The following is a 21,345-nucleotide window of genomic DNA, read 5'->3' as shown; positions in this document are numbered from 1 at the left end:
GTTAGACGTAACGTCCAGGACTAGACGTAACGCTCCAGGATCGAGGACTCCGCGAGTCGGGACAGACCCTCGCGGACGCTGCGGGCCCGCGCCTCGCCCACGCCGTCGACCGTCTGGAGATCGTCCACGCTCGCGGCGAGCAGCTTCTGGAGCCCGCCGAAGTGCTCCACGAGCCGGTCGATGATCGCGCCGGGCAGCCGGGGCACCTTGGCGAGGAGCCGGAAGCCGCGAGGGGAGACCGCGGAGTCGAGTGCCTCGGGAGAGCCGGTGTACCCCAACGCCTTGGCCACCGTGGAGAGTTCGAGCAGCTCGCCGTGGGCGAGCGCGTCCAGCTCGGACAGCGCCTCGTCGACCGTGCGGGAACGCTTGGCGGTCGGCTCGGGCACGTAGTCCCGGACGACCAGTTCGCGGTCGGGCTCGACGCCGGCGATCAGCTCGTCGAGCTGGAGGGTCAGCAGCCGTCCGTCCGTGCCCAGTTCCACGACGTACTCGGCGATCTCGGTGGCGATGCGGCGCACCATCTCCAGACGCTGGGCGACCGCGGAGACGTCCCGGACCGTGACGAGATCCTCGATCTCCAGCGCCGACAGCGTCCCCGCGACCTCGTCGAGACGGAGCTTGTACCGCTCCAGGGTGGCGAGGGCCTGGTTGGCGCGGGAGAGGATCGCGGCGGAGTCCTCCAGCACGCGGCGCTGGCCGTCGACGTACAGGGCGATCAGACGCATCGACTGGGAGACCGACACGATGGGGTAGCCGACCTGCTTGCTCACCCGGTCCGCGGTGCGGTGCCGGGTGCCCGTCTCCTCCGTCGGGATCGTCGGGTCGGGTACCAGCTGCACGCCCGCCCGAAGGATCTTGGTGATGTCCTTGTCGAGCACGATGCCGCCGTCGAGCTTGCACAGTTCACGCAGGCGGGTCGCGGTGAACTCGACATCCAGGACGAAACCACCCGTGCACATCGCTTCGACGGTCTTGTCCGAGCCGAGCACGATGAGTCCGCCCGTGTTGCCGCGGAGAATCCGCTCCAGCCCGTCGCGCAGTGCCGTACCGGGTGCCACGGCGCTGAGTGCGGCGCGCATCAGGCCATCGGCACCGGAGCTCCCGCCGGACTTTCCGGGAGCTGCTGCCCGGTCGTTGGCTGCCACTGCACTCCTCCGGTCGCGGGTTTCCGGTCGCGCTCGGTTCGTACGGACGGGCGAGACCAGGGCAAAGTCTACCGGCGCTGCTCCTCGTCCCGTGGGGCCTCTCTGCGACGCGAGCGCGGAAGGACACTCAGAGCCGCGCCGATGTCGGCCACTTCCAGGACCTTCATACCGGCGGGGACCTTGCCCGGATCGGTCGGTACGAGGGCGTGGGTGAAGCCCAGACGATGGGCTTCGGCCAGCCGGCGCTGGACGCCCGTGACCCGCCTGACCTCGCCCGCGAGCCCCACCTCGCCGATCGCGACGAGGTTCTTCGGCAGCGGGACGTCACTGGCGGCGGACGCCAGCGCCAGCGCGACGGCGAGGTCCGCGGCGGGCTCGGTGAGCTTCACACCGCCGACCGTCGCCGAGTAGATGTCCCGCTTGCCGAGGGCGCTGATCCGGCCGCGCTGCTCCAGGACGGCGAGCATCATCGAGACGCGAGAGGTCTCCAGACCGGAGGTCGTACGGCGCGGGGAGGGGATCTGGGAGTCCACCGTGAGCGCCTGGACCTCGGCGACCAGCGGACGGCGGCCTTCGAGGGTGACGGTCAGACAGGTGCCCGGGACGGGCTCGGCGCGGCGCGTCAGGAAGAGCCCCGACGGGTCGGTGAGCCCCGTGATGCCCTCGTCGTGCAGCTCGAAACAGCCGACCTCGTCCGTCGTGCCGTAGCGGTTCTTGACCCCTCGGACGAGTCTCAGGCGCGCGTGCCGGTCGCCCTCGAAGGACAGGACGACGTCCACGAGGTGTTCGAGCAGCCGGGGTCCGGCGATCGCGCCGTCCTTGGTGACATGGCCCACGAGCAGGGTGGACATGCCGCGCTCCTTGGAGGCGCGGATGAGCGCGCCGGCGACTTCCCGGACCTGGGCCATGCCGCCGGGGGCGCCGTCGATCTCCGGGGAGGCGATGGTCTGGACGGAGTCCAGGATGAGCAGCGACGGCTTCACCGCGTCCAAATGACCGAGGACGGCCGACAGGTCGGTCTCCGCGGCCAGATAGAGGTGGTCGTCGATCGCCTTGATGCGGTCCGCGCGCAGCCGCACCTGGCTCGCCGACTCCTCGCCCGTCACATACAGAGTGCGGTGTTCGTCACTCGCCGACTTGGCCGCCACGTCCAGGAGCAGCGTGGACTTGCCGACGCCGGGCTCGCCCGCGACGAGGACGACGGCTCCGGGCACGAGACCACCGCCGAGGACGCGGTCCAGCTCGGGCACGCCGGTGCTGCGGGCGGTGGCCTGACGGCCGTCGACCTGCCCGATGGGCACCGCGGACGTGGTGACCCGGCCCGGTGCCGTCGTACGGACGGCGGGCGCGCCGTACTCCTCGACCGTCCCCCATGCCTGGCATTCGGCGCAGCGGCCGAGCCATTTGGCCGTCTGCCAGCCGCACTCGGTGCAGCGGTAGGACGGGCGGTCCTTCGCGGATTTCGTACGGGCAACCATGACCGAACCGTAGCCGGAGCCACTGACAACCCGGCACGCGACGGTACGAACCCACCCGCTCCCCGGCTCAGGGGCTCGGCCCCGGCCCCGGTTCGGCCCCGTCCCCTGCCCCGCGCCCGCTCTTGTCGCCGCTCCCCCGGAACCGGGCCGCGAGCCCCCGTGCCCCGTTCCCACCCCCGCGCGACCGGTCCTGGAGCGGGCCCGGCGCCGTCCCATCTGCCATGGACTGCCATCGCCGCCGGTGACGGCCCAGGCCAGGGGTCGAGGGTTCCTGTCCCCTTATGAGGGATCGTTTCACCCGTACGGATTAAATGTGCTCAAGGGGGAGGAAGGGCCTGGCCCCGGGCACCTACGGTCGCACGGGTGATGAGCAGCAGTCCGGAGACCTCCACGCACACCACCGGCGCACACCGGGCGCACGGAGCCGCGCGCAAGCGGACGGCCGCGCCCCGTGGCGCGACCCCCCGCACCCTGGTCCAGCGTCCCCCCGCGCGGTACGAGCCCTATCTGGACGGCCTGTTCACCTACTGCCTGTCCGTGCTGTGCGACCACGACGCGGCCACCGCCGCCCTGGGGGACGCCCTCGCGCTCGCCGAGCGGCGCGGCCCGCGCGGCCCCGAGGCCGCGGGCGACCGCAGGGCCTGGCTCTACGCGCTCGCCCGCTGGTCCTGTCTGCGCAAGCTCACGGAAGCCCGGCGCAAGCGCCAGGCGGCGCGTGCCTCCGGGCGGCACACACCCCGGACGGGCACCCCTCAAGGAGCCGCGGGCGGAGCCCGTGAAGGGGCAGCCCTGGACGCGGCGCACAAGGCCGCCGCCGACCGGCGCGCGGCCGAGGTGCTGAGCGCCGCTCCCGTGCCCGAGGAGGTCCAGGACCACCGCCGTCGCGAACTCTCCCTGCTGGCCTGGCCGGAGGCCGCCGGGACCACCCCGGAGCAGCGCGAGGCGCTCGAACTCGCGGTGCGCCACCAGCTCGCCGCCCACGAGGTCGCCGCCGTCCTCGGTATCGACCTCGCCGTGGCGCGCGAGCTGCTCGCCTCCGCCGCCTGCGAGGTCGAACGCACCCGGGCGGCCCTCGCCGTCGTGGAGACCGGCGCCTGCCCCAGCGTCGCCCGGCTCACCGGCGACAGCAGGCTCGTGCTGAGCACCACCCTGCGCGGCGAGCTGGTCCGCCACGTCGACGACTGCCCCCGCTGCCGCCGCACCGCCGAACGCGCGGTCCCCGGCGCCTGGCCCGGCACCAGCGTCACGCCCGCGGCCCTTCCCGTGCTCCAGGCCCCGCAAGCGGCCCTGCGCACCGCGATGGCGCACGCCCCCCGCGCGCGGAGCAGCGCCCCGCGCTTCGACCGGCGCGGCTTTCCGATGGACCCCAAGGACCACGCCGCCCGAAGAGACCGCCTGCGCGCGCGGGCCGTCACGACGACGATCGTCGCCACCGTGGTCGCCGCACCCGTTCTCGCCCTCTGGGCCGCCTACCGCGGCGCTCCCCTGACCGGCGAGGACGTGGACGGCCGCCCGGCCAGCACGAGCGGGGCCCAGGACTCCGAGGGTCTGGACGGTGGGCAGTCCGGCGGCTACGAGAACGCCGGAAACGCCAGCGCGGGACCCGGCGCCCGCTCCGCCGCGCGCGGCGGGTCCTCGGACGTGTCCGTCGAGGTCGTCAGCGCCCGCGGAGCGACCCCGGGACATCTGGCGGTGGCGGCCGGGACCAGCGGCGACACGACCCTGGTCAAGCTGACCGCGTCCGGCAGCTCCCCGGTCCGCTGGTCCGCGCGCACCGGCGCGGCCTGGCTCTACCTCAGCCAGTCCTCGGGAACCCTCGATCCGGGCGAGTCGCTGACGGTCAAGGTGTACGTCGATCACCTGCGCGAGCCGGTGGGTCACTGGACCGCGCGGGTGGCGATCGCCCCGGCGGGCGCGGTGGTCACGATCACCGGGTACGGCAAGGCGGGCGCGACCCACCCCGGCGGGAAGCCGGACCCCGCGGCGAGCACCCCGACCCCCTCGGGACCGGGTTCCACACCGGCCGCCACCCCCAGCCAGGACCCGTCACCGACACCGACCGACCCGACACCGACGGACACCGCCACCGACACGCCCTCCCCGGACCCGGGAACCTCTTCGGCGCCGCCGGGCGAGGGCGGCGACCCGGGAACGGGCACGCCGTAGCGACCGGGCTCAGTCCACCGGATCCGCGGGGTGCGGGGCCAGCAGCGGGAGCTGCGAGGCCAGCCGCTCCTCGCAGAGCTGGGCCAGGCGCTCGTATCCCGCCTCGCCCATCAGCTCGATCAGCTCCGGACGGTACGAGACGTACACCGGGTCGCCGGCACCGTGTGCCGAGGTCGCCGACGTGCACCACCAGTGCAGGTCGTGGCCGCCCGGTCCCCAGCCGCGGCGGTCGTACTCGCCGATGGAGACCTGGAGCACCCGGGTGTCGTCGGGCCGGTCGATCCACTCGTACGTGCGCCGCACCGGGAGTTGCCAGCAGACGTCCGGCTTGGTCTCCAGCGGCTCGCGTCCCTCCTTGACGGCCAGGATGTGCAGCGAGCAGCCCGCGCCACCGGCGAAGCCGGGACGGTTCTGGAAGATGCAGGAGCCCTCGTACGGGCGGGTCTGGCGGTCGCCGTCCTCGTCCTTGGACACCCAGCCCGTCTCCGTGCCCACGTCATGGTGCTGCCAGATCTCCGGCGTGAGCCGGGCCACGTGCTCGGCCACCCGCTTCTCGTCGTCCTCGTCGGAGAAGTGCGCGCCCAGCGTGCAGCAGCCGTCGTCTGCGCGGCCCGCCTGGATGCCCTGGCAGCCGCTCCCGAAGATGCAGTTCCACCGGGAGGTCAGCCAGGTCAGATCGCACCGGAAGACCTGCTCGTCATCGGCGGGATCGGGGAACTCCACCCACGCGCGAGCGAAGTCGAGCCCCTTCTCGTCGCCCTTCTTCTCGGGCTTCCTGGGCTTGGCGGCCTTCGCCTGCGCGGAGCTTGTGGCCGATTTGTCGGACTTCGCCTTTTTCGTCTTTGGCACGCGTCCAGGGTAAGTCGCTTCGGACCGCTCCGGACGCCCTCGTGGTCACCCACAGGTCACCGTTCGACGTGGGCTTTCGCCCCGCCCCACGTGAACGGCGGTGCTGGCAGTAGCGTTCCGTACATGAGACTCGGTGTCCTCGACGTGGGTTCGAACACGGTGCATCTGCTGGTGGTGGACGCCCACCCCGGCGCCCGACCGCTGCCCGCGCATTCGCACAAGGCCGATTTGCGGCTTGCCCAACTGCTCGACGAGAACGGCGCGATCGACCCCGAGGGCGTCGACAAGCTGATCGAGACCGTCCAGGACGCCCTGGAGGCCGCCGAGGACAAGGGTGTCGAGGCCCTGCTCCCGTTCGCCACATCCGCCGTGCGCGAGGCGGGCAACGCCGACGAGGTTCTCGCCCGGGTGAAGGCCGAGACCGACGTCGAGCTCCAGGTCCTCACCGGCGCCGAGGAGGCACGGCTCACCTTCCTGGCGGCCCGCCGCTGGTTCGGCTGGTCCGCGGGCAAGCTGCTCGTCCTCGACATCGGCGGCGGCTCCCTGGAGATCGCGTACGGCATGGACGAGGAGCCGGACGCCGCGGTGTCGCTGCCGCTCGGTGCGGGCCGGCTCACCGCGGGCTGGCTGCCCACCGACCCGGCGGACCCGTCGGCCGTGCGGGTGCTGCGCCGGCATGTGCGGGCCCAGATCGCTCGGACGGTCGGGGAGTTCAGCCGCTTCGGCGCCCCGGACCACGTGGTCGCCACCTCCAAGACGTTCAAGCAGCTCGCCCGGATCGCCGGCGCCGCCCGCTCCACCGACGGCCTGTACGTCCAGCGCGAGCTCAAGCGCCGCTCGCTGGAGGACTGGGTCCCCCGCCTCGTGTCCATGACGGCCGACGAACGCGCCGAGCTGCCGGGCGTCTCCCCGGGCCGCTCCGGCCAGCTCCTCGCCGGCGCGCTGGTCGCCGAGGCCGCCATGGACCTCTTCGGCGTGGAAACCCTGGAAATCTGCCCCTGGGCCCTGAGGGAGGGCGTCATCCTGCGCCGCCTGGACCAGATGGCGTCGGAGTAAAGAGGAGAGCCCGGCCCCCCGAAAGAGACGCGGGGACCGGCACGCCCAGCCCCCTGCAAGGGAAGCCCACCGACGCCCCCGGCCCCCACGGCGATGACCGGCCCCCGCGCCGGGTCGATAGAAACGCCCCGAGGGCAGACGCCCTGAAGGGGCGCGGGGAACGGCGCGCCCAGCCCCCTGCAAGGGAAGCCCGCCCACCAACGCAGACCCCGACGGCGATGACCGCCCCCGCGCCGGGCCCCTTAGGAACGCCCCGAGGGCAGACCCCCTGAAGGGGCGCGGGGAACGGCGCGCTCAGCCCCCTGCAAGGGAAGCCCGCCCACCAACGCAGACCCCGACGGCGACGGGGCACCCCCCGGAACGCCCGGCAGGGCCGTGGCATCGATCACAAGCCCGCCCCACCCCAAGCCCCCCACCCCCACCGCCGGGAGCCGAACCCCGCCCCCGGCCGGAGGCCGGAGCGTCCCAGGCCGGCGGGCCCGTACACGGCCCGTGCACCCCCGGGCGGCAGGCCCGGGAAACCCCCACCTGGGCCCGACAGGAGCCCCTCGGCCAAGCCCGCCACCCCCGCCCGACCGCCGAAGGCACCCCGTACGCTGTCCCTCGTGGCAGAACCAGTCGTGCGGATCCCGGATGCGAAGGTCGCGCTGTCCACGGCGTCCGTGTACCCGGAGTCGACCGCGACGGCCTTCGAGATCGCCGCGCGCCTCGGATACGACGGCGTCGAGGTCATGGTGTGGACCGACCCCGTCAGCCAGGACATCGACGCGCTGCGCCGCCTCAGCGACTACCACCGGATGCCGATCCTCGCCGTCCACGCCCCCTGCCTGCTGATCACCCAGCGGGTCTGGTCCACCGACCCGTGGACCAAGCTCCAGCGCGCGAAGGCCGCCGCCGACAAGCTCGGCGCGAGCACCGTCGTGGTCCACCCCCCGTTCCGCTGGCAGCGCCAGTACGCCCGTGACTTCGTCACCGGCATCTGGCGCATGGCCGACGAGACGGACGTGCGATTCGCCGTCGAGAACATGTACCCGTGGCGCTACCGCGACCGCGAGATGCTCGCGTACGCCCCCGACTGGGACGTGACGAAGGACGACTACCGCCACTTCACGATCGACCTCAGCCACACCGCGACCGCCCGCACCGACGCCCTGCAGATGATCGACCGCATGGGCGACCGCCTCGGACACGTCCACCTCGCCGACGGCAACGGATCGAGCAAGGACGAGCACCTGGTCCCCGGCCGCGGCACCCAGCCCTGCGCGGAACTCCTGGACCGCCTCGCGCTCTCCGGCTTCGACGGCCATGTCGTCATCGAGGTCAACACCCGCCGGGCGATGTCCAGCGCCGAACGCGAGGCAGACCTCGCCGAGGCCCTCGCCTTCACCCGGCTCCACCTCGCCTCGGCCGTGAAGGTGCCCCGCGGATGACGGACGCCGCCCCCCGCCGCGGCCGGGGACGCCCCACCCGTACCCAGACCGAGGCCGGCCCCGCCACCCGTGACCGCATCCTGGAGGCGGCCCGCGAGGAGTTCTCCGAGCGCGGCTACGAGAAGACGTCGATCCGCGGCATCGCCAAGTCCGCCGGCGTGGACTCGGCCCTCGTGCACCACTACTTCGGCACCAAGGAACAGGTCTTCGAGGCGGCCATCGAAGTCGCCTTCGCCCCCGCGCTCGACGCACCCGAGAAGGTCGTCGACGGCCCCCTCGACGGCGTCGGCGAACGCCTGACCCGCTTCGTCCTCGGCATCTGGGAGAACCCCACGAGCCGTACCCCGCTGCTCGCGATCGTCCGCTCGGCGGTGAACAACGACACCGCGGCCGCCGTCTTCCGCCGTCTCGTCGCCGCCCAGCTCCTGCGCCGCATCGCGGCCGGGCTCGACGTCCCGGACGCGGAGCTGCGCGCGGAACTCGCGGCGGCCCAGCTCGTCGGGGTCGCGATGCTGCGCTACGTCATCAAGGTCGAGCCGCTTGCCTCGGCGGACCTGGAGCGCATCGTGGACAGAGTGGCGCCCGTGGTGCAGGGACACCTGACGAACCCATGAGCGAGTGAGGCGTCCGTCGCGGCGACCTCACCTCGGCGGACGCCGCCGACCTGCGCGGACGCCCTGCCGGGACAGCCGCTGGGCGAGACGTACGTCCCGGGATGCGGACGGCCTGTCCGGATCCTGGAGCACCGGCGTACGCTCGACTTCAGTCTTAACTCTCCGAAGGAGCGAGCGACGATGCCCGAGCTGAGGTCCCGCACAGTCACCCACGGCCGCAATATGGCGGGCGCACGCGCCCTTATGCGCGCCTCCGGTGTACCGGGTGCGGACATCGGACGGAAGCCGATCATCGCGGTCGCCAACTCCTTCACGGAGTTCGTGCCGGGACACACCCACCTCCAGCCCGTCGGCCGGATCGTCAGCGAGGCCATCACGGCCGCCGGCGGCATCGCCCGCGAGTTCAACACGATCGCGGTCGACGACGGCATCGCGATGGGCCACGGCGGCATGCTGTACTCCCTGCCCTCCCGCGATCTGATCGCGGACTCCGTGGAGTACATGGTCGAGGCGCACTGCGCCGACGCCCTGATCTGCATCTCGAACTGCGACAAGATCACGCCCGGCATGCTCATGGCCGCCCTGCGCCTGAACATCCCGACGGTCTTCGTCTCCGGCGGCCCGATGGAGTCCGGCCGCGCCACCCTGGTCGACGGCACGGTCCGCACCCTCGACCTGGTCGACGCGATCTCCGACGCCGTGAACGACAAGATCTCGGACGAGGACATCCTCCGTATCGAGGAGAACGCCTGTCCGACCTGCGGCTCCTGTTCCGGCATGTTCACCGCCAACTCGATGAACTGCCTGACCGAGGCCATCGGCCTGAGCCTGCCCGGCAACGGCTCGGTCCTCGCCACCCACACCGCCCGCAAGGGCCTGTACGAGGACGCGGGCCGCACGGTCGTCGACATCACGCGCCGCTACTACGACCAGGACGACGAGTCGGTCCTCCCGCGCAACATCGCGACCCACGCGGCGTTCGAGAACGCCATGGCCCTCGACATCGCCATGGGCGGCTCCACCAACACGATCTTGCACCTGCTGGCCGCGGCCCAGGAGGCGGGCGTCCCGTTCGGCCTGGACGAGATCAACGCGGTCTCGCGCCGGGTGCCGTGCCTCGCCAAGGTCGCCCCGAACGTCGCCAAGGACCGCACGTACTACATGGAGGACGTGCACCGCGCCGGCGGCATCCCCGCCCTCCTCGGCGAACTGCACCGCGCGGGCCTGCTCAACGAGGACGTCCACACCGTCCACAGCCCGTCCCTCTCCGACTGGCTCAAGACGTGGGACGTGCGCGCCGGCTCCCCGTCGCCCGAGGCCATCGAACTGTGGCACGCGGCCCCCGGCTGCGTCCGCTCGTCCGAGGCGTTCTCCCAGTCCGAGCGCTGGGAGGCGCTCGACGAGGACGCCGAGGGCGGCTGCATCCGCTCCGCCGAGCACGCCTACTCCAAGGACGGCGGCCTCGCGGTCCTCAAGGGCAACCTCGCCGTCGACGGCTGCGTCGTGAAGACGGCCGGCGTCGACGAGTCCATCTGGACCTTCGAGGGCCCGGCGGTCGTCTGCGAGTCCCAGGACGAGGCCGTCGACAAGATCCTCAAGAAGCAGATCACGCACGGCGACGTCGTGGTCATCCGCTACGAGGGTCCCAAGGGCGGCCCCGGTATGCAGGAGATGCTCTACCCGACCTCGTTCCTCAAGGGCCGCGGCCTCGGCAAGACCTGCGCCCTGATCACCGACGGCCGCTTCTCCGGCGGGACTTCGGGCCTGTCGATCGGCCACGCGTCCCCGGAGGCCGCGTCCGGCGGCACCATCGCCCTCGTCCGCGACGGCGACCGCATCCGCATCGACATCCCGAACCGCTCGATCGAACTGCTCGTGTCCGACGAGGAGTTGGCCACGCGCCGCGAGTCCCTGAACGGCGTCTACGCCCCGGCCAACCGCGAGCGCAAGGTGACCGCCGCCCTGCGCGCCTACGCCGCGATGGCGACGAGCGCGGACAAGGGCGCGGTGCGCGACGTCTCGAAGCTGGGCTAGCCCGCCCGGCCCGGGCCGGTGAAGCTGCGCGAAGGGGCCGTCCCTGCCGGGGCGGCCCCTTCCCGTCTCACCAGCCCGAGGGATCCCGCCCGTCGACGGTGAAGAGGGTGCCGTCGGGAGAGGTGGTGAAGATCTTGCCGCCGGCGGGGAGCGGGGCCGGGAGCGCGCCGACGAGTGAGCCGCGCCGGTCGCCGAGGCGGGCCTTCGTCTGCCCGAGCAGGACGCCCTTGTCCGTGTCGACCGCGATGAGACGCCCGTCCACCGCGCTGAGGTAGAGACGGTGGCCTGACACGACCGGCGCCGACGCCTTGGTGACGGACGTCTCCACCCGCCAGAGCTGCTTCGAGGTACGGGTGTCCACGGCGACCAGTGAACCCTCACTCCCCAGCAGGTAGGCCGTGTCCCCGCGGAGCACCGTCTGTGCCTGTGCCTGCGGGATGCGCAGCGCGGTGCGGTGGAGCGTGCGGGTCGCCACGTCGTAGCGCAGGACGGCGTCGGTGTACAGGTCGACCGTGGCCGTGGTGAACCACGCGCTCCCGTCGCGGGCGGCCACCAGGTCCAGCCTCCCCTCGACGCGGCGCTGCCACTTCACGGCACCGGTCTCCGGATCCACCGCGGCCACCCGCGTTTCTGTTCCGGTGGCCGGAGCCACGGCATAGGCGAACCCGTCGCCGTACGTGTGGAACTGAGGCGTGGTCATATCCGGGATGACGTGCCGCCACTTCTCCTTCCCGGTGGTGGCGTCCAGGGCGGTGACCCGCGAGTCGGAGCCGGTGAGCAGGACGACGCCGGCGACCGGGACGAAGCCGCCCGAGTAGCGCGAGATGTCGCGGCTCCAGCGCGTGGCGCCCGTGGCGGGATCCAGCGCGGTCAGCCGGAGCCCGTTCTCGCTGCCGACCAGCAGGAGTCCCCCGGAGAGGACCGGAGCCGGGGTGCTGAACGCGCTCGCGGTGCCCGGATCGCTCCGCGACCACAGCACCTTGCCGTCGTCCGGATCGACCGCCGCGGCGAGGACACCGGGCCGGACACACAGCAGGGCTCGGGGCGTGTACGCGCACCGCGGCTGACCTCCGGCTCTGGAGCCGGAGACCTTCAGGTCGAGACTCCAGGGCCGGAAGGCGCTCCCGGACGGTGGAGCGGTGTGGTGTTCGGCGGCCGGGCTCTGCGAGCCGCCCGGGAGGCCGAAGACGCCGACGACACCTGCGACGACGGCGAGCCCGGCGGCCGCGACGAGCGCGGGCAGACGTCGGCGTCGCCCGCCCCTCTTTCGGGCCGCCACATGGGTACGGTCCTCGGCACCCTCGGGCCGCTCGTTCCGCGGTCGCGGCTTCCGCCCCGGCGGGACCGACCCCCCGCTGCCGGTGCGCTGTTCGGGAATGAAGGTCCGCGTCTCGTACGAGGCCGAGACCGAACGCAGCGCGCCCATCAGCTCGTCCGGAGTGGGCCGGTCCTCGGGCTCCTTGGCGAGACAGCGCGTCACCAGATCGAGCAGTTCCTCCGGCACTCCGGTCAAGTCCGGCTCGTCGTGCACGACTTGATACGCGACCAAATACGGGCTGTCCGAGTCGAAGGGCCCGCTCCCGGTGGCCGCGTGCACGATCACCGACCCGAGCGCGAACACGTCCGCGGCCGGCCCGACATGCCGCGGCCTGCTGAACTGCTCCGGCGCCATGAACGGCGGAGTGCCGATCAATTTGCCCGTCTCCGTGCGGAGTTCACTGTCGGCGGGGCGGGAGATGCCGAAGTCGATGACCTTCGGCCCGTCATCCGCCAGCAGGACGTTGCTGGGCTTGAGGTCACGGTGGACGACGCCCGCCCGATGGATGTCCCGCAGAGCCTCGGCGAGTCCGGCCATCAGATGGCGCAGCCTGACGGTCGACATCGCGCCGTTCCGCTTCACGTGCTCGGCGAGGGTCGGTCCGGGGATGAACAGCGTTGCCATCCACGGGCGTTCGGCCCCGGGGTCGGCGTCCACGACGGGTGCGGTGAAGGCACCGCTGACCCGGCGCGCGGCCGCGACCTCCTGACGGAACCGTCCCCGGAACTCGGGGTCTTGGGAGAACTCGGCGTGTACGACTTTGACGGCCAGCCGCAACCCGGAGGCAGAACGCGCCAGATGCACGATTCCCATGCCACCGGAGCCGAGTCTGGACTCCAGCAGATACTGGCCGGCGTAACGCGGTTGCTCCGCTTCCGATTCCGTACCAGTGCTGCGCTGTGGCGGCATCACTCACCCCCGTGGGTTCGACCGCATGCGCGACGCGCAGAGCCTAGTCGATCCTTCGTACGAAACCCCGGCGGCTTGCTAGCCTCGGCGCGCGTCATGAGTTTGGCGCGAACCAATCAATGGGGGAGATCGAAATGGCCACGGAAGAGATAGCCGTCACGGATTCGGCGGACGTCGCGGAAGCCGAGCCGCTGACCGCGCAGGCGCTCCGTACGTACCCGCTCGCACCGGGTCACAACGTCAACGTCCGCAGCGGCCCCGGGACCCACTTCGGCATCGTCCGCACCCTCGCCGCGGGTTCGCGCGTCCCGATCTACTGCCAGTGCCCCGGGGAGTCCGTCAGCGGCCCCTACGGCACGAGCTCGATCTGGGACAACATCTCGAACGGCCAGTTCGTGTCCGACGCGTACGTCCAGACGGGCACCGACGGCTACGTCGCCCCGAAGTGCTCCTGACCGACACCCTCGCCCAAGGGCACCCGCGGCGGCCGACGGAACCGTGACGGCCGCCGCGGCGGCGGTCGGGCGATAATCGTCGGGTGAGTGACAAGACCAGCATGGGAACCGGCGGTGCCACCAGCACCGGAACCGGCACCGACGACGGAACCGGATCCGGCACGCCCGCGGGCCCCCAGCCCGAGCCCCTGCGTTTCTTCGGGACGACCTGGGTGGAGCACGACGGCGGCTACACCGGCCGGCGGATCGGTGTGGCCGTCGGCTCCCTCGCCGCCGCGGTGGCCGCCTGCTTCGTGCTCCGCTTCGCCTACCAGGGCCTGGCCATCGCGGACGTGGGCACGCTCGTGACCGTGCTGGTCGTGGTGATGTTCGCGGTGTGCAGCGCGCTGGCGTTCGGCCACACCTCGGGCGCCTTCTCCAAGCGCCCCGACCCCGACCGCCAGGCGTCCCTGCGCGGCCTCCTCGCCATCGGTTTCGTCGGCTCCCTCCTCGCCTACTTCTTCCGCTCCCTCTCCGAGGCCCCGGGCGAGAAGCTCCACCGCGAGGAGTACGAGACGGCGAAGGCGCAGTACCTCCGCCGCACCAAGCGCCGTGCCGGCAACCCCGCGAAGAAGCGCCACCGCACCTGACAGCTCCCAAGCCACGACGCACCCGCACCCGGGAGCGCACGGAAGGGGCCGTGCCGGTACATCACATGCCCGTCGCCACCGACGACCACACCTCACCCAACGGCGACGGGCGGATGTACCGGCACGGCCCCGACCGCCCACCGGACCGCACCCGCGACGGCCGGCACAGCGAACCGGCACGCCCCGCACTCTCACCCGCGGAACCCGCGACGGTCGGCACAGCGAACCCGCACAGCCCCGCCCCGGCCGCCCCAGCCCGCGAACGCCGACACAGCGACCCCGCACGGCAGGAAACCCTCTACCCCGACCCCGCGCGCACCCGCGATCATGACCCCATGACGCCCTCCTCGTCGCCCTCCCCCTCCACTCCTCCCGGAGCCGCCCGACACGCCGCGCGTGCCCACTCCTTCAACGCCGCCGCGGCACAGTACGCGGCCAACCGCCCCTCGTACCCGCCCGCCCTCTTCGACGCCGTCGAGGCACTCGCGGGCCGGTCCCTGAGCGGTGCCAAGGCCGCCGACGTGGGAGCGGGTACCGGCATCTCGACCGGACTCCTGCACAGCCGCGGTGCGGACGTCCTCGCCGTGGAGCCCGGCCCCGGCATGGCCGCGGAGTTCCGGCGCGTCCACCCCGGCATCCCGATCGTGCGGGGCAGCGGCGACGCCCTGCCCCTCGCCACCGCCTCCATGGACTTCCTCACCTACGCCCAGTCCTGGCACTGGACCGAGCCGAGCCACTCGGTTCCGGAGGCCTTGCGCGTGCTGCGCCCCGGCGGCGCGCTGGCCCTGTGGTGGAACACCGAGGCGCTCGACGTCCCGTGGATCGAGGCGGCGGCCCGCCGGGCCGAGCGCTTCCTCGGCCTGGACGAGAAGGCCCGGAAGGCCGAGCAGAGCCCCAGTTCCGACCGTCCCGCCCGCTCCCTCGCCGCCGACCCCAGCGGGGGCCTCTCCTTCGACCACCGCCAGGTCCGCTGGAGCCGGCGCGTCCCGGTCGACACCCGGCTCGCCAACATCGGCAGCCACTCGCAGTTCCTGGTCCTCGGCGAGGAGACCACCGGCCCGTTCTTCGCCGAGGAACGGAACCACCTTCTCCAGGCCTTCCCGGAGGGGTTCGTGGAGGAGACCTACGTCGTGGAGCTGCTGGTGGCGATCCGTTCGTGACCCCGCCCGGCGGCCCACGCGTCGAGGGCCGCCGCACACGCGTGATCCACGTGCCGCAGTCCGCCCAGCTCCAGCCGTACGACACGGTCGTGCGGCAACGCCTCCAAGGCGTCCAGCAGCTTCGGCAGCCGCAGGAACGTGGCGTTGCCGATGACCCGTACGACCATTCCCGCGGCCCCCCTGTCCTCGGTCTCCACGTGCACATGACTGATGTCCCAGGCGGTCTTGGCCACGGCGAGCGCGAGCCCGACCAGCACCCCCTCGAACAGGTTCCCGACCACGATCGTCACCGCGGTCACCGCGAGGACGACCACCTCACCGCGATGCCCGCGCCAGAGCGTCCGCAGCTCCCGCACCGGCACGAGCTTGCATCCCGCGTGCACCAGCAACGCCGCCAGCGCCGCCACCGGAATCAGCCCGAGGACCGCGGGCACCACGGCGGTGAAGAGCAGCAGCCACACCCCGTGCAGCACCCGCGACGCCTTGGTCTGCGCCCCCGCGTGCACATTGGCCGCGCTCCGCACGATCACGGCGGTCATGGGCAGCGCCCCGAGGATCCCGCACACGGTGTTCCCGGCGCCCTGCGCGATGAGCTCGCGGTCGTAGTCGGTACGCGGCCCCCGATGCAGCCGGTCCACCGCCGCCGCACTGAACAGCGACTCCGCCGAAGCGATCAGCGCGAACGCCAGCACGGTCCCGATCACGCCGACTTCCGAGAGCCGGCCCAGATCCGTGACCGACGGCGTCCGCACGGCATCGAACAGCCCCTGAACCTCGACCCGTCGCACCGCGAGATCGAAGGCCCCGGTCACGGCCGAGGCGAGCCCCACCGCCAGCAGCGGCGCCGGTACCAGCTTGGCCCCTCGCCGCCACCGCGGCCACAACAGGAGTACGGCCACGGTGGCGCCGCCGATCGCCAGCGCCACGGGATCGGCGGCACCCGCCAGCGAGACGATCCCGGCGATCTTCCCGAGCCCGCCGGAGGGCGCGGCCGCGTCGCCCATGGCGTACACCTGACCCGCGATCAGCACGAGTCCGATCCCGGCGAGCATCCCGTGCACGACGGCCACGGACACGGCCCGGAACCACCGGCCGAGCCGGAGAACCCCGAGCCCGAGCTGCACGAGACCGGCCCCGAGGACCAGCACGCCCAGCGCCTGGACCCCGTACGACTGCACGGCCTCGTACACCAGCACGGTCAGCCCGGCCGCGGGCCCGCTCACCTGCAGACTGCTTCCGGGCAGTGTCCCGGCGACCAGCCCACCGACGATTCCGGTCACCAGCCCCAGCTCGGCGGGCACACCGGACGCTATGGCGACCCCGACACACAGGGGCAGCGCCACCAGAAAGACGACGATGGACGCGAACAGATCGGCTTTGCGCAACACGACAGCACCTCCGGTCGACAGCGGGAGATGCGTGGGTGCCGTGCCGGGGGAGGGCACGACGGACCCGGGCGACCCGGCACGAAGCCGTTTCGCACAGTGAAATCCATTGTCAGGTAAGCCCGTTGATCGCGCAGCCCCTCCGGGCCGCTGTCACGCGAACGCGGGAGCGCATGGTTCGGCGACGCCGCGGACGATCTCCTTCCGTCGCGCCGACGGGCGCCGACGCGCGCCGCCGAGCGCCCGCGCCGCCCGGCGCTCCGGCCGTACGGCGGGGACCGCATGGCCCTTGACCGGCGCACCGCACGGGAGGAATATTCATCACGCGATGATTATTCGTCCACGTCCGCCCCGTCCCACCCCACAGGAACCCCCGTGCCTCTTTCCCCGCCCGCCGTCCGCGCCGAAGGCCTCACGGTCGTCCGCGGCACCCGCACCGTCCTGCACGGACTCGACTTCACCGTCCCGCGCGGCCAGATCACCGGCCTCCTCGGCCCCTCCGGCTGCGGCAAATCCACCCTGATGCGCGCGACGGTCGGCACCCAGGCCAAGGTCGGCGGCACCCTCGACGTCCTCGGCCGCCCCGCCGGCGACGCCGCGCTCCGCTCCCGCATCGGCTACGTCACCCAGGCGCCCTCCGTCTACGACGACCTGAGCGTCCGCCAGAACCTCACCTACTTCGCCGCGATCCTCGACCCGGGCCGGGCGGCCGCGGAACGCCGCCACGCGGACGTCACCCGCGTCATCGACGACGTCGACCTCGCATCCCACGCCGACTCCCTCGCCGGCAACCTCTCGGGCGGCCAGCGCAGCCGCGTCTCGCTCGCCGTCGCCCTCCTCGGCGCCCCGGAACTCCTCGTCCTCGACGAACCGACCGTCGGCCTCGACCCCGTCCTGCGCCGCGACCTGTGGAACCTCTTCCACTCCATCGCCGAGCAGCGCGGGACCACCCTCCTGATCTCGTCCCACGTCATGGACGAGGCCGAACGCTGTCACCGGCTCCTCCTGATGCGCGAGGGCGGACTCCTCGCCGACGACACCCCCGACGCCCTCCGCGAACGGACCGGCTCGGACACCGTCGAAGCCGCCTTTCTCCACCTCGTCGACGAGGCGGTCGCCGCCGCGCGCGAACCCGCGACGACCACGACCGAGACGTCACCGGCCGCGCAGTCCCCGGCCACCGGCCCCGACTCCCGCGAGGAGACCGCCCGATGAGTTCCACCGCGGCCACGAGCCCCACCCCGCCCACCGCGCCCATGGCCCCCGGCACCCCGGAGGCGCCCGCACCGGCGTCCCGCCCCAGCGCGCTCAACCTCTCCCGCACGACGGCCACCGCGGCCCGCGCCCTGCGCCAACTGCGGCACGACCCGCGCACCATCGCGCTGATGATCCTCGTGCCCTGCGTGATGCTGGTCCTGCTCCGCTACGTCTTCGACGGCAGCCCGCACACCTTCGACTCCATCGGCGCGTCCCTCCTCGGGATCTTCCCGATGATCACGATGTTCCTTGTCACCTCGATCGCGACCCTGCGCGAGCGCACCTCCGGCACCCTCGAACGCCTCCTCGCCATGCCCCTGGGCAAGGGCGACCTGATCGCCGGATACGCCCTCGCCTTCGGCGCGATCGCCATCGTCCAGTCCGCCCTGGCCACCGGACTCGCGGTCTGGCTCCTCGGCCTGGACGTCACGGGCTCCCCCTGGCTGCTCCTGCTGGTCGCCCTCCTCGACGCCCTCCTCGGAACGGCCCTCGGCCTCTTCGTCTCGGCGTTCGCCGCCTCCGAGTTCCAGGCCGTCCAGTTCATGCCGGCGGTGATCTTCCCGCAGCTCCTCCTGTGCGGCCTGTTCACCCCGCGCTCGAACATGCACCCCGTCCTGGAGGCCGTCTCCGACGTCCTCCCGATGTCGTACGCGGTCGACGCCATGAACGAGGTCCTCCACCACACCGACATGACCGCGACCTTCGTGCGCGACGCGCTGATCGTCGCCGGGAGCGCGCTGCTGGTGCTGGGACTCGGAGCGGCGACCCTGCGACGCAGGACGCCGTAGACCTCGTACGAGCCATGCGAAGCCGTAGCACCCGTGGACGTCGTACGAGCCCCGCAAGGCCGTACGACACGCAGGTCCCCGCGAGCGGACGAGCGGACGATCGGGCGGACGGACGGGCGGACGGACGGACCGGGAGCCGTCCGCCCACCGGACATCCCACCCGCCCCCATGAACCCGGTGGGAGGATGAACGCGGACGACTCAACCCCCGGAGGGCACCCGCAACCATGCCTCAGAAAGTCGCAGTCCTCGGCACCGGCAAGATCGGTGAAGCCCTGCTCAGCGGAATGATCCGAGCCGGCTGGGCCCCCACCGATCTCCTGGTCACCGCCCGCCGCCCGGAGCGGGCCCGGGAACTCCGGGAACGCCACGGCGTCACCCCGGTCAGCAACGCGGAGGCGGCGAAGACCGCCGACACCCTGATCCTCACGGTCAAGCCGCAGGACATGGGCGCCCTCCTCGACGAACTCGCCCCGCACATTCCCGCCGACCGGCTGATCATCAGCGGCGCGGCGGGTATCCCGACCTCCTTCTTCGAGGAGCGCCTGGCCCCCGGCACCCCCGTCGTCCGCGTCATGACGAACACCCCCGCTCTCGTCGACGAGGCCATGTCCGTCATCTCCGCCGGCAGCCACGCCACCGCCGAGCACGTGGCGTACGCCGAGGAGGTCTTCGGCGCGGTCGGGAAGACGCTTCTCGTCCCCGAGTCGCAGCAGGACGCCTGCACCGCCCTTTCCGGTTCGGGACCGGCGTACTTCTTCTATCTCGTCGAGGCCATGACGGACGCGGGCATCCTGCTCGGCCTGCCCCGCGACAAGGCGCACGACCTGATCGTCCAGTCCGCGATCGGCGCCGCCGTGATGCTCCGCGACAGCGGCGAGCACCCCGTGAAGCTCCGCGAGAACGTCACGTCTCCCGCGGGCACCACGATCAACGCCATCCGCGAACTCGAGAACCACGGCGTACGCGCCGCACTCATCGCGGCACTGGAAGCGGCCCGCGACCGCAGCCGCGAACTCGCTTCCGGCAACAGCTGAGCCGGCCCCGCTCCAACCGGCCCTCGGTCAACCGGCCGAGGGCGGCAGCAACCCGATGGCGTCGTACGCCGAGTCCACCGTCGGCCGGGCCATCTCCCTGGCCCGCCGAGCACCCTCCCGCAACACCCCCTCCACATGGGCGGGATCCGCGCACAGCTCCTTGTGCCTCTCCTGTACGGGCCTGAGGAGCTCGACCACGGCGTCGGCGGTGTCCTTCTTCAAAGCCCCGTACGACGCGTATCCGCCGCTCAGGACTTCGGGGTCGCCGCCCTCGCACGCCGCGAGGATCTCCAGCAGATTCGAGACCCCGGGCCGCGCCTCCGGGTCGTACGCGACGTCCTGCCCGCTGTCCGTCACCGCGCGCATGATCTTCTTCCGGACGGCTTCCGGTTCGTCGAGCAGATAGACGACACCCGGTCCGACATCGTCGCTCTTCCCCATCTTCGACGTCGGCTCCTGAAGGTTCATGACGCGCGCCGCGACCTCCGGCCGGGTGGCCCGAGGCACCACGAACGTGTGCCCGTAGCGCTGGTTGAACCGCACCGCCAGATCCCGGGTCAGCTCGACGTGCTGCGTCTGGTCGTCCCCGACCGGCACCTCGTCGCTCCCGTACGCCAGGATGTCGGCCGCCATCAGCACGGGATAGGTCAGCAGCGACAGCCGCACGCTCCCACCACGTCTCCGCTCCAGGGCGGCCTTCTCCTTGTACTGGATCATCCGCCGCATCTCGCCGTCGGTCGCGACGCACTCCAGCAGATACGACAGCCGCGCGTGCTCGTCCACATGACTCTGTACGAACACGGTGCACAGCTCGGGATCGAGTCCCGAGGCCAGCAACAAGGTCGCCGCCTGCCTGCTGAGCCTGCGGACGCGCCCCGGATCGTGGTCCACGGTCAGCGCGTGCAGATCGACGATGCAGAACAAGGCCTCGGCCCGGTGCTGGTCGACCTCCGCCCAGCGGCGTACGGCGCCCAGATAGTTCCCCAGCGTCAGATGCCCGGTCGGCTTGACCCCACTGAAGATCCGCGTCATCTCTCAACCTCCTGGTCGAGGCCGCCGCGTTCGCCGGCCGGCTCCCCAGGAGGGGCAACAAAAACGGCCGCCGAGGCGGCGGCCGTTGGGTACATACGTGTGTACGGCCGCCTTCAGGCGGCCCACCACTGCTGGGTGCACGTACGCGTAGTCATGCACGTCAGCGTACGCCTCGGCCGGCCCGCCCGGACCGCAGTTGACACGACTCGGGCCCATCCGTAGTGTTCTCCGAGTTGTCCGACGTGAGCGTCGACTCCGGTCGGTCCCCGGACAGCCATTCCGCACCAGCATTCAACGATCGACGACTCGTCGTCGGCTCGTTTTCATGCATGTTTGCGAAATGAGGATTCCGCGTTCGAAAGAGCGCCACCCCGATTAGCTCGGGAGCCGCGAATCCGCTAATGTCTCACTCGTCGGAACGGCCCAACGGCCGGGAAGACAAGCCCCGCTGACTGGGAGTCAGGCCCGAAAGGATCTGATAGAGTCGGACTCGCCGGAAAGGGAAACGCGAAAGCGAGAACCTGGAAAGCACCGAGGAAATCGGATACGGAAACGGTCTGATAGAGTCGGAAACGCAAGACCGAAGGGAAGCGCCCGGAGGAAA

Annotated in this window: 17 protein-coding genes; 11 read left to right on the top strand and 6 right to left on the bottom strand. The window is 72.0% G+C overall.

Going from position 1 to position 21,345, the window contains the following annotated elements; translation table 11 throughout:
* Nucleotides 1-20 precede the first annotated feature (20 nt).
* Nucleotides 21-1,145, bottom strand: coding sequence for a DNA integrity scanning diadenylate cyclase DisA (disA, locus tag ACFXGX_RS12715; RefSeq protein ID WP_384788879.1), 1,125 nt, complete (start codon nt 1,143-1,145; stop codon nt 21-23).
* 68 nt (nt 1,146-1,213) lie between these two features.
* A complete protein-coding gene (gene radA, locus ACFXGX_RS12710) occupies nt 1,214-2,623 on the bottom strand; it encodes a DNA repair protein RadA (RefSeq protein WP_384788877.1) in 1,410 nt (469 codons plus the stop codon).
* Nucleotides 2,624-2,989: 366 nt separating this feature from the next.
* Between radA and ACFXGX_RS12705 the strand changes: the two genes are divergently transcribed.
* A complete protein-coding gene (locus ACFXGX_RS12705; RefSeq protein ID WP_384788874.1) occupies nt 2,990-4,789 on the top strand; it encodes a hypothetical protein in 1,800 nt (599 codons plus the stop codon).
* Between the two features lie 9 nt (nt 4,790-4,798).
* Here ACFXGX_RS12705 and ACFXGX_RS12700 read toward each other — a convergent pair whose 3' ends face one another.
* Nucleotides 4,799-5,638 (bottom strand): hypothetical protein, encoded by an 840-nt coding sequence (locus ACFXGX_RS12700; RefSeq protein ID WP_384788871.1) that lies wholly within the window; start codon nt 5,636-5,638, stop codon nt 4,799-4,801.
* 123 nt (nt 5,639-5,761) lie between these two features.
* Between ACFXGX_RS12700 and ACFXGX_RS12695 the strand changes: the two genes are divergently transcribed.
* The 4 genes from ACFXGX_RS12695 to ilvD all read left to right on the top strand — a co-directional run bounded on the left by ACFXGX_RS12695 (nt 5,762) and on the right by ilvD (nt 10,772).
* Nucleotides 5,762-6,694 carry a Ppx/GppA family phosphatase gene (locus ACFXGX_RS12695; protein ID WP_384788868.1) on the top strand — a complete coding sequence of 311 codons (933 nt, stop codon included), beginning with the start codon at nt 5,762-5,764 and terminating at the stop codon, nt 6,692-6,694.
* A gap of 605 nt (nt 6,695-7,299) precedes the next feature.
* Entirely contained in the window at nt 7,300-8,124 is an 825-nt protein-coding gene (locus tag ACFXGX_RS12690; RefSeq protein WP_384788865.1) for a sugar phosphate isomerase/epimerase family protein, read from the top strand.
* Nucleotides 8,121-8,738, top strand: coding sequence for a TetR family transcriptional regulator (locus ACFXGX_RS12685; RefSeq protein ID WP_384788857.1), 618 nt, complete (start codon nt 8,121-8,123; stop codon nt 8,736-8,738). Before ACFXGX_RS12690 ends, ACFXGX_RS12685 begins: the two co-directional genes overlap by 4 nt.
* 180 nt (nt 8,739-8,918) lie before the next feature.
* Nucleotides 8,919-10,772 carry a dihydroxy-acid dehydratase gene (ilvD, locus tag ACFXGX_RS12680; RefSeq protein WP_384788854.1) on the top strand — a complete coding sequence of 618 codons (1,854 nt, stop codon included), beginning with the start codon at nt 8,919-8,921 and terminating at the stop codon, nt 10,770-10,772.
* A 67-nt stretch (nt 10,773-10,839) separates the two neighbouring features.
* On the opposite strand, the gene ACFXGX_RS12675 is transcribed toward ilvD, so the two are convergent.
* On the bottom strand, nt 10,840-12,999 hold the full coding sequence (locus ACFXGX_RS12675; protein WP_384788851.1) for a PQQ-binding-like beta-propeller repeat protein: 2,160 nt from the start codon (nt 12,997-12,999) through the stop codon (nt 10,840-10,842).
* Between the two features lie 134 nt (nt 13,000-13,133).
* Between ACFXGX_RS12675 and ACFXGX_RS12670 the strand changes: the two genes are divergently transcribed.
* From ACFXGX_RS12670 to ACFXGX_RS12660, 3 genes are all read left to right on the top strand, one after another.
* A complete protein-coding gene (locus ACFXGX_RS12670) occupies nt 13,134-13,454 on the top strand; it encodes a peptidase (protein WP_384788848.1) in 321 nt (106 codons plus the stop codon).
* 101 nt (nt 13,455-13,555) lie between these two features.
* Entirely contained in the window at nt 13,556-14,083 is a 528-nt protein-coding gene (locus tag ACFXGX_RS12665) for an EamA/RhaT family transporter (protein WP_384789113.1), read from the top strand.
* Between the two features lie 335 nt (nt 14,084-14,418).
* The gene (locus ACFXGX_RS12660; RefSeq protein ID WP_384789110.1) at nt 14,419-15,243 is read left to right on the top strand and encodes a class I SAM-dependent methyltransferase; all 825 of its coding nucleotides are present in this window, start codon (nt 14,419-14,421) and stop codon (nt 15,241-15,243) included.
* Here the strand turns inward: ACFXGX_RS12660 and ACFXGX_RS12655 are convergent.
* Nucleotides 15,207-16,628 carry a SulP family inorganic anion transporter gene (locus ACFXGX_RS12655; protein ID WP_384789107.1) on the bottom strand — a complete coding sequence of 474 codons (1,422 nt, stop codon included), beginning with the start codon at nt 16,626-16,628 and terminating at the stop codon, nt 15,207-15,209. The genes ACFXGX_RS12660 and ACFXGX_RS12655 overlap by 37 nt on opposite strands.
* A gap of 375 nt (nt 16,629-17,003) precedes the next feature.
* Between ACFXGX_RS12655 and ACFXGX_RS12650 the strand changes: the two genes are divergently transcribed.
* The 3 genes from ACFXGX_RS12650 (at nt 17,004) to proC (ending at nt 19,709) form a co-directional block, all read left to right on the top strand.
* Complete coding sequence (locus tag ACFXGX_RS12650; protein WP_384788845.1) at nt 17,004-17,843, top strand: ABC transporter ATP-binding protein; 840 nt, start codon at nt 17,004-17,006, stop codon at nt 17,841-17,843.
* Nucleotides 17,844-17,884: 41 nt separating this feature from the next.
* Entirely contained in the window at nt 17,885-18,673 is a 789-nt protein-coding gene (locus tag ACFXGX_RS12645) for an ABC transporter permease (RefSeq protein WP_384789104.1), read from the top strand.
* Nucleotides 18,674-18,899: 226 nt separating this feature from the next.
* Nucleotides 18,900-19,709 carry a pyrroline-5-carboxylate reductase gene (gene proC / locus ACFXGX_RS12640; protein WP_355766105.1) on the top strand — a complete coding sequence of 270 codons (810 nt, stop codon included), beginning with the start codon at nt 18,900-18,902 and terminating at the stop codon, nt 19,707-19,709.
* 27 nt (nt 19,710-19,736) lie between these two features.
* Here the strand turns inward: proC and trpS are convergent, their stop codons facing one another.
* A complete protein-coding gene (gene trpS / locus ACFXGX_RS12635; RefSeq protein WP_384788842.1) occupies nt 19,737-20,741 on the bottom strand; it encodes a tryptophan--tRNA ligase in 1,005 nt (334 codons plus the stop codon).
* Between the last annotated feature and the right edge of the window lie 604 nt (nt 20,742-21,345).

The organism is Streptomyces sp. NPDC059371 (assembly GCF_042751995.1).
Taxonomy (GTDB): Bacteria; Actinomycetota; Actinomycetes; order Streptomycetales; family Streptomycetaceae; genus Streptomyces.
The sequence above is the reverse complement of the archived record's forward strand: the minus strand, read 5'-3'. Positions and strand labels throughout refer to the sequence as shown.

Excerpts from the sequence above, each read along its gene's own strand:
- radA (WP_384788877.1), bottom strand. The coding sequence starts at position 2,623 with ATGGTTGCCCGTACGAAATCCGCGAAGGACCGCCCGTCCTACCGCTGC.
- ACFXGX_RS12705 (WP_384788874.1), top strand. The coding sequence starts at position 2,990 with ATGAGCAGCAGTCCGGAGACCTCCACGCACACCACCGGCGCACACCGG.
- ACFXGX_RS12695 (WP_384788868.1), top strand. The coding sequence starts at position 5,762 with ATGAGACTCGGTGTCCTCGACGTGGGTTCGAACACGGTGCATCTGCTG.
- ACFXGX_RS12685 (WP_384788857.1), top strand. The coding sequence starts at position 8,121 with ATGACGGACGCCGCCCCCCGCCGCGGCCGGGGACGCCCCACCCGTACC.
- ilvD (WP_384788854.1), top strand. The coding sequence starts at position 8,919 with ATGCCCGAGCTGAGGTCCCGCACAGTCACCCACGGCCGCAATATGGCG.
- ACFXGX_RS12675 (WP_384788851.1), bottom strand. The coding sequence starts at position 12,999 with ATGCCGCCACAGCGCAGCACTGGTACGGAATCGGAAGCGGAGCAACCG.
- ACFXGX_RS12670 (WP_384788848.1), top strand. The coding sequence starts at position 13,134 with ATGGCCACGGAAGAGATAGCCGTCACGGATTCGGCGGACGTCGCGGAA.
- ACFXGX_RS12665 (WP_384789113.1), top strand. The coding sequence starts at position 13,556 with ATGGGAACCGGCGGTGCCACCAGCACCGGAACCGGCACCGACGACGGA.
- ACFXGX_RS12660 (WP_384789110.1), top strand. The coding sequence starts at position 14,419 with ATGACGCCCTCCTCGTCGCCCTCCCCCTCCACTCCTCCCGGAGCCGCC.
- ACFXGX_RS12645 (WP_384789104.1), top strand. The coding sequence starts at position 17,885 with ATGGCCCCCGGCACCCCGGAGGCGCCCGCACCGGCGTCCCGCCCCAGC.
- proC (WP_355766105.1), top strand. The coding sequence starts at position 18,900 with ATGCCTCAGAAAGTCGCAGTCCTCGGCACCGGCAAGATCGGTGAAGCC.
- trpS (WP_384788842.1), bottom strand. The coding sequence starts at position 20,741 with ATGACGCGGATCTTCAGTGGGGTCAAGCCGACCGGGCATCTGACGCTG.